The organism is Vibrio sp. YT-17 (assembly GCF_033337375.1).
Lineage (GTDB): Bacteria > Pseudomonadota > Gammaproteobacteria > Enterobacterales > Vibrionaceae > Vibrio > Vibrio alginolyticus.
In genome coordinates this window covers 88,777-99,845 of sequence record NZ_JAWOQP010000019.1, presented here as the reverse complement: position 1 = coordinate 99,845, position 11,069 = coordinate 88,777, and the positions used below count along the sequence as shown (strand labels likewise).

The 11,069-nt window shown below is 44.1% G+C and carries 5 protein-coding genes, 1 tRNA gene and 1 riboswitch; of the genes, 3 read left to right on the top strand and 3 right to left on the bottom strand.

The genetic code is table 11. The annotated features are described in order from the left end of the window. Nucleotides 1–116 precede the first annotated feature (116 nt). Nucleotides 117–193, top strand: a tRNA-Asp gene (locus R7F67_RS17675). A gap of 746 nt (nucleotides 194–939) precedes the next feature. Here R7F67_RS17675 and R7F67_RS17670 read toward each other — a convergent pair. Then, nucleotides 940–2,271 carry a cation:proton antiporter gene (locus R7F67_RS17670; protein ID WP_017636212.1) on the bottom strand — a complete coding sequence of 444 codons (1,332 nt, stop codon included), beginning with the start codon at nucleotides 2,269–2,271 and terminating at the stop codon, nucleotides 940–942. A gap of 191 nt (nucleotides 2,272–2,462) precedes the next feature. Between R7F67_RS17670 and metH the strand changes: the two genes are divergently transcribed. Further along, the gene (gene metH / locus R7F67_RS17665; RefSeq protein ID WP_054577147.1) at nucleotides 2,463–6,143 is read left to right on the top strand and encodes a methionine synthase; all 3,681 of its coding nucleotides are present in this window, start codon (nucleotides 2,463–2,465) and stop codon (nucleotides 6,141–6,143) included. Nucleotides 6,144–6,229: 86 nt separating this feature from the next. Here the strand turns inward: metH and lysC are convergent, their stop codons facing one another. Continuing rightward, nucleotides 6,230–7,582, bottom strand: a complete 1,353-nt coding sequence (gene lysC, locus R7F67_RS17660) for a lysine-sensitive aspartokinase 3 (RefSeq protein ID WP_017636211.1) — start codon at nucleotides 7,580–7,582, stop codon at nucleotides 6,230–6,232. Between the two features lie 101 nt (nucleotides 7,583–7,683). After that, a riboswitch (Lysine riboswitch) is annotated at nucleotides 7,684–7,862 on the bottom strand. A gap of 220 nt (nucleotides 7,863–8,082) precedes the next feature. On the opposite strand from lysC, the gene R7F67_RS17655 reads away from it, so the two are divergent. Continuing rightward, on the top strand, nucleotides 8,083–9,204 hold the full coding sequence (locus tag R7F67_RS17655) for a pyridoxal-phosphate-dependent aminotransferase family protein (protein WP_017636209.1): 1,122 nt from the start codon (nucleotides 8,083–8,085) through the stop codon (nucleotides 9,202–9,204). Between the two features lie 59 nt (nucleotides 9,205–9,263). Here the strand turns inward: R7F67_RS17655 and R7F67_RS17650 are convergent, their stop codons facing one another. Beyond that, nucleotides 9,264–11,045, bottom strand: coding sequence for a PglL family O-oligosaccharyltransferase (locus R7F67_RS17650; protein ID WP_053303474.1), 1,782 nt, complete (start codon nucleotides 11,043–11,045; stop codon nucleotides 9,264–9,266). Between the last annotated feature and the right edge of the window lie 24 nt (nucleotides 11,046–11,069).

The window sequence follows — 11,069 nt, the reverse complement described above, 5'->3', positions numbered from 1 at the left end:
TCAGAAGTGAAACGAAATAGCGTCGATGGTAGTGTGGGGCTTCCCCATGTGAGAGTAGAACATCGCCAGGCTTTAAATTTTGGACGCTTGCTTATTAAAGCGAGTGATACCACTGCGGAGTGGTAGTTCAGTTGGTTAGAATACCGGCCTGTCACGCCGGGGGTCGCGGGTTCGAGTCCCGTCCACTCCGCCACTTATATTAAGCCTCAGTCGAAAGACTGAGGCTTTTTTCGTTCTGGTTCCCCCGACTTACCTGAAACTCACTTTCATATTGAAACCTTGCATCTAGAGTTACGCTACCCTCTTCACATGGTTTTAATATCGTCGTGAACGAGCTAGCATGTAACTCTGTGCCTTAGTCTTAGCCTTATTCCGATACCAAGCTCTAACCAAAGCTCCTTTTATTCGATATTAGAAAATCTAGTTATATGACAGAGCTTAATTGTTTGAGGTGTCGCTTGTTTCTAATTTGAAAACAGGAGGACTTTGAATACAAGTTTAGTCTCACTGAGTTCAAGAGGGAAGGGATTTAAACTTCCGTTAAGGCTTTGCTACCTGGGTGCTAGCTCAGTTTTATCTCGGTGAGGTTTCTAACCCGTTTGGGTTCTGAACGCAATCACCCTAAATGTCTCTTTCTCATAAAAACACAAACTCGCTCATTGCTAAGTATTGTGGAAGTTTAACTTTGATGTTTGCGAGGAGCCTATATTGCCAAGGGAAGAGAAGTGATACAGATGAAAATGGGCAAATTAAAAGACTCGTTTATGAATACTATCTATCGGCAATAGTTAGTATCTATGAAAGTGTAGCGTAGCGATTCTTAGTATATTTGAAGGTATATCAAAGAATAAGGAGCATTCGTCCTTGAAGGGGAGTCTGAAAATTAGTTATGAAAAAAGCAGCTAGGTAGCTGCTTTTTATCTATTAAGTAACGTGTCTTTAAGAGTCCACTGGCTCCGTATGTTCCGGAGTGGTTATTGCTTGGTTATTCTCTTCCATCTTCTTCTCTTCTGCTTTTGCTTTTTCAATCATTGGGGTGATTGTTGAGCCTTGAATGAGGATAGAGAAAACAACGACGGAGTAGGTCATTACAAGAATAATCTCTTTTACATCGATTAACTTATCTTGAATCACCCAAATACCAGATGGAATGGAAAGTGCCATTGCCAATGCAAGGCCCCCGCGTAAGCCGCCCCACGTCAAAATACGTACTGACCACGGGTTATATTTTCTGTAACGCTTAAAGCCAATGTACGAGAGAAATACGCTTAAATAGCGAGCTGCTAGTACAAGAGGGACTGAAATAGCCATCATAATCCAGTCTTCTTTGTGGAATTCAAATAGCAGCATCGACATGCCGATCAGTAGGAATAACACGCCATTCAAGAACTCATCAACAAGCTCCCAAAAATGGTCAAGGTGATCTTCACTCTCTTTTGAAAAGCCAATAAAGCGTGTCCAGTTGCCAATCATAATACCGGATACAACCATCGCGAGTGGGCCTGATACATGGATGTATTCAGCAAATGCGTAACCTGCTGTTGGGACACCAATGGTAAGTAACAATTCCATTGAGTGATCATCGGTGGCACTGATCAAGTAGTGGAATAGCAAACCGAGGACGAAACCATATATGATACCACCGATAGCTTCTTGGATGAAGAGCAAGGTGACACTACCTACAGTTGGTGCCTCAGTGCCAAATGCAATCGTAAATAGAGTGACGAAGATAACCAAACCGAAGCCATCATTGAAGAGCGATTCTCCTTCAATCTGAGTGGAGATACGTTTAGGAGCATCTAGTTTTTTCACAATAGCCAATACAGCGATTGGGTCAGTTGGCGATATTAGAGCACCAAATAGTAAGCAGTAGACCAAATCAAATTGGATGCCAATTAACTGACAAAACCCATACAGTGCAAATCCAATAAAGAACGTAGAAAACAGTGTAGCTCCAAGGGCTAAAACAGTGATCTCCCACTTCTGATCTTTAAGGTTCGGGAGTTTGATGCCTAGTCCACCAGCAAATAGTAAGAAGCCAAGAATGCCTTTGAGCAAGAAATCTTCGAAGTTAATCCTTGTGACCGTCTCCGTCGCAATTTCGGTGAGATGGAACCAGTTGTTTTGACCCGCAATTAAGATTAGAAGTGAAAGCACCATTGAACCTGCGGTAATCGCAATGGTGGTTTGCATCTTTCCTATCTTGCTGTTTACAAAAGCAATTAGCATCGCAGCTGCGGATAGAAAACATAAAGTATGATAGACCGACATAGAGCTCTCTATTTGTAACATTTTATGAATGGAATTCTCGGCTGATGCTGCTTAAATAGCAAACATTTTTTCGTGATTATTTTGCAAGTTAAGAAGGATATAAAATAATCATTAATTCTACGTTTAGACGTCTAGACTCCTGAAGTTTGTGTGATAGGATGGAAAGATAACTAAAGGAATGAGGCTGTACTGTGGGAAGTAACGTAATACAACAGATTGAAGCTCAATTGAAGCAACGTATTCTTTTAATTGATGGTGGTATGGGAACCATGATTCAGGGATACAAACTTGAAGAGCAAGACTATCGAGGAACGCGCTTTGCGGATTGGCATTGTGATCTAAAAGGTAACAACGACCTGTTGGTTCTAAGTCAGCCTCAACTTATCAAGGAAATTCACGCTGCATATTTAGAAGCGGGTGCAGATATTCTTGAGACCAACACTTTTAACGCAACAACCATTGCGATGGCTGACTACGAGATGGAAAGCCTAAGTGAAGAAATTAACTTTGCAGCTGCCAAGCTTGCACGTGAAGTTGCAGACGAATGGACCGCAAAAACACCCGATAAACCGCGTTATGTCGCAGGGGTTTTAGGGCCGACGAACCGCACTTGTTCTATCTCTCCTGATGTAAACGACCCTGGATATCGAAATGTTTCTTTCGACGAGTTAGTTGAGGCTTACTCTGAATCGACTCGAGCGCTGATTAAAGGTGGTTCTGATCTTATTCTTATCGAGACCATCTTCGATACTCTTAACGCTAAGGCTTGTTCATTTGCTGTTGAAAGTGTGTTTGAAGATATGGGTATTGAGTTACCTGTGATGATCTCGGGGACTATTACTGATGCTTCCGGTAGAACATTATCCGGTCAAACCACAGAAGCGTTTTACAACTCATTACGTCATGTTAAACCGATTTCGTTTGGTTTGAACTGTGCACTTGGCCCGGATGAACTGCGTCCTTATGTTGAAGAGCTCTCGCGTATATCAGAATCTTTTGTTTCCGCTCACCCAAATGCTGGGCTTCCGAATGCATTCGGCGAATACGATTTGTCGCCAGAAGATATGGCTAAGCATGTTAAAGAGTGGGCTCAAAGCGGCTTTTTAAACTTGATTGGTGGGTGTTGTGGTACAACTCCTGAGCACATTCGCCAAATGGCACTCGCGGTTGAAAATATCGCCCCTCGTCAATTACCTGAACTTCCCGTTGCTTGTCGCTTGTCTGGCTTAGAGCCGCTCGCCATTGATAAAGACTCTTTATTCATCAATGTCGGTGAGCGTACGAATGTAACTGGTTCTGCGCGTTTTAAGCGCTTGATTAAAGAAGAACTGTACGACGAAGCGCTCGATGTGGCTCGTCAACAAGTTGAAAATGGCGCTCAAATTATCGATATCAACATGGATGAAGGCATGTTGGATGCACAAGCTTGTATGGTTCGATTTTTAAACCTTTGTGCGTCAGAACCTGAAATATCCAAAGTACCAATCATGGTTGACTCTTCCAAGTGGGAGGTTATTGAAGCCGGTCTTAAGTGCATCCAAGGAAAAGGCATTGTTAACTCGATCTCTCTCAAAGAAGGCAAAGAGAAATTCGTTGAACAAGCTAAGTTGATCCGCCGTTACGGTGCGGCTGTGATTGTGATGGCGTTTGATGAGATTGGGCAAGCAGATACACGTGAGCGCAAAGTAGAAATTTGTACCAACGCTTACCGAATTCTTGTTGATGAAGTGGGCTTTCCACCAGAAGACATCATTTTTGACCCAAACATTTTTGCCATTGCTACGGGGATCGAGGAGCATAATAACTACGCGGTGGATTTCATTGAAGCCGTTGGCGATATCAAACGTGATTTACCACATGCGATGATCTCGGGTGGTGTTTCTAACGTCTCATTCTCTTTCCGTGGCAATAACTATGTACGTGAAGCGATTCACGCGGTGTTCCTCTATCACTGTTTTAAAAATGGTATGGATATGGGGATTGTGAATGCGGGTCAGTTAGAAATCTACGATAACGTGCCTGAAAAATTGCGTGAGGCTGTGGAAGATGTCGTTCTTAACCGTCGTGATGACGCCACTGAGAGATTGTTAGATATCGCGGCGGAATATGCAGGCAAAGGGGTAGGTAAAGAGGAGGATGCCTCTGCACTTGAGTGGAGAACTTGGCCTGTTGAAAAGCGTTTAGAGCACGCGTTAGTGAAAGGAATAACTGAGTTCATCGTTGATGATACCGAAGAGGCTCGTGTCAACGCTTCAAAGCCATTAGAGGTGATTGAAGGCCCACTAATGGATGGGATGAACGTCGTCGGAGACTTGTTTGGTGAAGGTAAAATGTTCCTTCCTCAGGTCGTAAAATCTGCACGAGTGATGAAGCAAGCAGTCGCGCATCTGGAGCCCTACATCAATGCAGAAAAGCAGGTGGGACAAACAAACGGTAAGATTTTGCTAGCGACGGTCAAAGGTGATGTACATGATATCGGGAAAAATATCGTTGGCGTTGTATTGCAGTGCAATAATTATGAAATTATCGATCTTGGTGTCATGGTTCCTTGCGAAAAGATCTTAAAAGTAGCGCAAGAAGAAAACGTCGATATTATTGGTTTATCAGGGTTGATCACGCCTTCATTAGACGAAATGGTGCATGTTGCAAAAGAGATGGAGCGTCTCGACTTTAACTTACCTCTTCTCATCGGTGGCGCAACAACGTCAAAAGCCCATACAGCAGTTAAGATTGAGCAAAATTACAAGCATCCAGTGGTTTACGTGAACAACGCCTCACGTGCAGTGGGCGTATGTACTTCTCTTCTGTCTGATGAACGTCGCCCTGAATTTGTTGAAAAACTTGAAGCTGATTACGAACGAGTACGTGATCAACATAATCGAAAGAAACCGAGAACCAAACCAGTGACATTAGAAGCTGCTCGAGCGAATAAAGTTGCTATCGATTGGGAAGCTTATACTCCTCCAGTGCCTGTTAAGCCTGGCATTCATATCTTCGATGATTTTGATGTGGCTATATTACGTCAATACATCGATTGGACACCATTCTTTATGACTTGGTCACTTGTGGGTAAGTATCCAACAATTTTCCAACATGAAGAAGTTGGTGAAGAAGCAAAACGTTTATTCGAAGATGCCAACGAGATACTTGATCGAGTTGAGCGAGAAGGCCTGTTAAAAGCGCGTGGAATGTGTGGCTTATTCCCTGCTGCGAGCGTGGGGGACGACATTGAAGTTTATGCTGATGAAACTCGTACCGACGTTGTGAAAGTATTACGTAACTTGCGACAACAGACCGAGAAACCAAAAGGATTCAACTATTGTTTATCCGACTACATCGCACCTAAAGAGTCGGGTAAGCATGATTGGATAGGGGCATTTGCTGTCACTGGTGGTATTGGTGAACGAGAGCTTGCTGATGAATACAAAGCACAGGGAGATGATTACAACGCAATTATGATTCAAGCGGTGGCGGATCGCCTAGCCGAAGCGTTTGCTGAGTATTTGCATGAGCGTGTCCGTAAAGAAATTTGGGGTTATGCTGCGGATGAAGATTTATCTAACGATGATCTCATTCGTGAAAAATACCAAGGTATTCGCCCTGCACCAGGTTATCCAGCGTGCCCTGAGCATACTGAAAAAGGACCGCTTTGGGAGCTACTTAATGTGGAAGAGAATATTGGCATGACTCTAACCTCCAGCTATGCAATGTATCCGGGCGCGTCAGTCTCTGGTTGGTATTTCTCTCATCCTGACTCACGTTACTTTGCGATCGCACAGATCCAAGAAGATCAGCTAGAGAGTTACGCCGATCGTAAGGGGTGGGATAGGATCGAGGCTGAAAAATGGTTAGGGCCAAACATTAACGGTTAAATTGATGTTTACCTCGTCCAAATGTAACAACTATTGAAACAACAAAGGGCTGCAGATACGCAGCCCTTTGTTTTATTGAGTTGAACTTACTTCTCAAACAACTCCGTGTGGAGTTTTTGTATGGCTTGTTTCGATACCGATTCATGGAGCAAGAAGCATAAGTTGTGAGGGCTAGCGCCATAACAAATCATGCGTAGGTTAAAATCTTCTAGCGTGCCAAAAACCTGTTTCGCGTAGCCTTTACTCTCACTCATGTTGTTACCAATGAGAGCAACGAGGCATAGGTCATGTTCAACTTCTACCTTACATAACTCTTCTAACTCTTCTCGTGCAGCTTGCGGCAGCTGCGGCGCGCCACCAGATGTATCAGTTTGATCAAGTGTTAACGATACACTGATTTCAGATGTCGTGATCAAATCGACAGAGATCTTATGCTTTGCAAGGATCTCAAAGACCTTTGCTAAGAAACCGTATGCGTGGAACATATTGGCGCTGCGTAGCGTTACCATGGTTTGGTTACAACGCAAAGCTAGCGCACGGAATAACGGTGAGCTTTCGACTTGGTGGCGAATCCAAGTTCCCCCTTTTTCAGGCTCTTTCGATGACCCTACAAATACCGGAATGTCGTGGCGCAATGCAGGTACTAGCGTAGAAGGGTGAAGGATTTTAGCGCCAAAGTTAGCCATTTCTGAAGCTTCACTAAAGCTGATCTCAGGAATTGGTGAGGCTTTTGGCGCAATTCGCGGGTCTGTTGTGTAGATGCCCGGAACATCAGTCCAGATTTCTAACCCTGCCGCTTTGACGCTCTCAGCAATTAAGGCGGCGCTGTAATCGCTGCCTCCTCGACCTAGTGTTGTTGTATTACCGGCTTCGTCAGATCCTATGAAGCCTTGAGTAACAACAACGGATTGTTGGCAAAGTGGTACGAGTTTATCTTGCGCAAGCGTCGAAATTGCTTCAATGTTTGGCTCCGCGCGACCAAAGTTGTCATCAGTACGCAGCACATCGCGGATATCAAAGCGCACAGCTTGAATGCCTCGCTCACACATTAACTGAGTTAGAATGTGCGTCGACATGAGTTCACCACATGCGACTAAATGATCGGTTAACTTCGCACTAGCTTGGATAGATGCAGCCTCGGCCAGGCTGGTTACGGTATCTAATATGTCATACACCTCGGCAGCAGTTTTCGTGCTGTCTTCGAGCTGAGTTAAAATGGCGTCATGAATGTTGGCCAAATTTTGTAGCAGCTCAGTACGGTGCGTTTGATCCTGAACACCGTTGGCGAGTTCTACCAATAGGTTGGTGACGCCAGAGCAAGCGCTGCTCACGACCAGGCGAGTAGTTGGATTGTTTTCGATAATGGTGGCGCAACGACTCATTGCCTCAAAGTTGGCAACACTGGTTCCACCGAATTTAGCTACGTTAAATGCGCTCACTGCGTTCTCCCACGACTTCCTAAAAAATTGTACATCCAATGTTTAGTGAGAAAAGGAACAGAGCAAAAAGAGAGGTATTTAGAATGCTATTTGAAAAATTTACCCTCAGAAGCCCTTCATCAGACTGCGCTGATGACAGTTGATGGGATTCAGCCCAATTCAACCGACAAGTCAAATCCTGCAACTTTGACTTACCTCGGCACTACTCCCCCTCAATGATTGGTGTTGGAATTGCGGTTCCACAAATCATCTACCTGGGTAGCGCTCCTCTTCTACATAAAGCTCAAACATTGAACGGTTTTGAGACCTTAATGTCAATCAATATTTCAACCTTTATGGTGTTTTTTATTAACGATTTTGTGACACTGGTTTGACCTCCATACTTACGGCTAATTGCTGATAGAGGAAAAATCTATTAGGGTGAAGAACCCTACACCTGAGCCATGTTATTGAATAGAACTTTTAGAATGCTCAGGATAAAAGATAATCAAGGAGCTGACATGTCGATCCAAAGCTTTATTCCACCTCACCGTATTTTAATGGGACCTGGTCCTTCTGATATTTATCCTCAAGTGTTACAAGCACTAAGCCGTCCTACTGTAGGTCACCTTGATCCTCTGTTTATCGGTATGATGGATGAGCTCAAGCAGCTATTGAAGTATGCCTTTCAAACTGACAATGAGTTCACGATTGCGGTTTCAGCGCCAGGTAGTGCAGGGATGGAAACCTGCTTTGTAAACTTGATCGAGAAAGGCGATAAAGTGATCGTCTGCCGTAATGGTGTATTTGGTGAACGCATGCGCGAAAATGTCGTCCGTGCTGGTGGTGAAGTTGTTATCGTCGATGATGAATGGGGGACGCCTGTTTCCATTGATAAAGTCGAGCAAGCACTCGAACAGCACCCAGATACAAAAATTCTTGCTTTTGTGCATGCGGAAACCTCAACTGGTGCAGTCAGTGATGCTCAAGCATTGGGTAAGCTGGCGAAACAGCATAATGCATTATCTATTGTTGATGCGGTGACGTCACTTGGTGGTGTGCCGTTAAAAGTGGATGAATGGCAACTGGATGCGGTTTACTCTGGTAGTCAAAAATGTTTGTCATGTGTACCTGGACTCTCACCAGTGACGTTTTCTCCTGCCGCGATTGAAAAGATTCAAGCAAGAACAACACCAGTACAGAGTTGGTTCCTCGATCAGAGTTTAGTTTTGGGGTATTGGAGTGGAAAAGGCAAGCGTAGTTACCATCATACGGCGCCAGTTAATAGCTTGTATGCGCTTCATGAAGCTTTATTGATACTGAAAAATGAAGGATTAGAAAACGCTTGGGCTCGTCACCAACTGATGCATGAAAAACTCAAAAATGGCTTACAAAAGTTAGGATTTGAATTTGTTGTGGACGAAGCCCATCGGTTGCCACAATTAAATGCGATTTACGTGCCTGAAGGAATTGATGAAGCAAAAGTTCGTGCTCACTTGCTAGAAACCTATAACCTAGAAATTGGTGCAGGCCTTGGGGCATTAGCTGGTAAAGCGTGGCGTATTGGCTTAATGGGTTACGGCGCTCGATCTGAAAACGTTGCGCTGTGCTTAAAAGCGTTAGAAGAGTCACTCACTGAATAAAATCATACAGCAATGAGATAAAGAAAAGCGAAGGTCATCCCTTCGCTTTTTTGTACTTATTACTCTGCACCTGAAGTGGGGGCTGGTGAGGCAGAGATTGCTTGAGAAGGTGGTTGGTAATTGACGTCACTGAAATCAATCTTCGGGAACAAAAACTGCGCTTCAGCTCTAATTTGCTCCGCTTTACTTGAGTCATCTAAGCCTTGGTAGGCCAAAATCAAATTATTATAAAATGCAGGGCGAGGCTTATCTTTGATGATTTTTAGCGACCAATCGATATAAGGCTGAATCAAGGTTGCGTCTTGTTGGTACAGCCCAAGGTTTAAAAACGTGCTATAGACATCCCAATCAAACCTGTCTTTCCAAACCACAGGGTTACTGACTTGATTCAGAATATCAGGGTTAGTTGGTCTAGTGGTCTCAAACTTCGTCAATACATAGTTCGTATGTAATGCGCTTACCATGTAAAACGTAAACGCAACGGGAAGTACCAAACTAAAAACACGCAGCAAGCTTTTGGTCACATTACTAAAGCCGACTTGTCGATAACGAGAGACGCGCTGATCGACCCAGTACAGTAGGATAACGAAGATCAACCAATGCACGAGAGAGTGGTAGAAAGGGTATTCCAGTTGCGAGTGCAATACGATAGGTATAAACAAGGCCAGCAACGCAAGACGAGTTCCGCGTTTGGCTTGATAGATTCGATACAGTACCAGTGCCATCGCTAAGAAGATGCCGAGTATTGGCAGCAAGCCACCTTCTACTCCCCAGTAAAGTAGCTCATTATGCGGATGATCCATGGCTGGCAAACCAGCTGGGTAATTCTCATTTAGGGCATGTTGACGAGCCGTATACAGCATGTACTCAGATTCAAACTTGCCATATCCATAACCAGTAAAAGGCTTTTCAATCACCATGTCTAATGTTTGTGGAAAAGTATACGCTCGAGGAGACTCCATATTTACTTTTTCTGCGGCTAACCCACCTCCATCAGGAAAGGCAAGATGCATGACAACGACTGAGAGTAAGAGCCCACTTACAAGTGACACAACCCAGCGGATAAAGCGCCCTTTGGTTGCAAAGCGGTACATGTATGGAATGACCAACAACACGGCGATGACCGAGGCTAACCAACCAGTGCGTGAAGCCAACGCCACAATTAGTGGTAAAGTTAAAACTGGTACGGCATAGAGAAGGTAAACATCGCTTAACTTACGATCGTATTTGTAGGGCTGACGTGCAAGTAAATAGCTGGCAATCACCAACCCTGTCGCAAGAAAGCTGGCCATTACATTGGGCTGTTGGAAAATACCATAAGGACGATTGGCCACCGTGTCGTAACCAAACGGATTGCCTGGTTTGAGATACAGATATTGTGTCAAACCAAAAATGGCTTCGATAACAACCGCAAGGACAATGAACCATAATAGGCGTTGGCGATGTTTATTACTGAAATGAAATTGTTGTAAGACAATAAAGAACAGGACACCACACCACAGGCCAATGAGCTTATTGGCTGCCAAACTGCTATTCGCATTTGGGTACAGAATGGGCACCGTCATGATAAGAGTACTAATGAACAAGCCGATGGTTAGTTTTGAGTAACGTAGTACTCGATTATTCGCAAGTTGGTAACACCCAATGCCTAATGCAAAGCTAAAAGCAATCCAAGTTGTCGCATTGAACGAAAGCGAAAGCCCCGAACCGCCGGGGTTGGGCATGAAAAAGTGCATTGCCAACACAAATAGTGTTGCCAAGGCAATGAGAAACTTGCGATTGAGGGGAACCTGTACTTTTTCGGGAGAAAGCTTTGTTCCACTTACATGTATAGTAGCCATAGTTATTGCGTTGTTTTGAATGAA

Coding starts and splice junctions, on each gene's coding strand:
- R7F67_RS17650 (WP_053303474.1), bottom strand. CDS start 11,045: ATGGCTACTATACATGTAAGTGGAACAAAGCTTTCTCCCGAAAAAGTA.
- R7F67_RS17655 (WP_017636209.1), top strand. CDS start 8,083: ATGTCGATCCAAAGCTTTATTCCACCTCACCGTATTTTAATGGGACCT.
- R7F67_RS17670 (WP_017636212.1), bottom strand. CDS start 2,271: ATGTCGGTCTATCATACTTTATGTTTTCTATCCGCAGCTGCGATGCTA.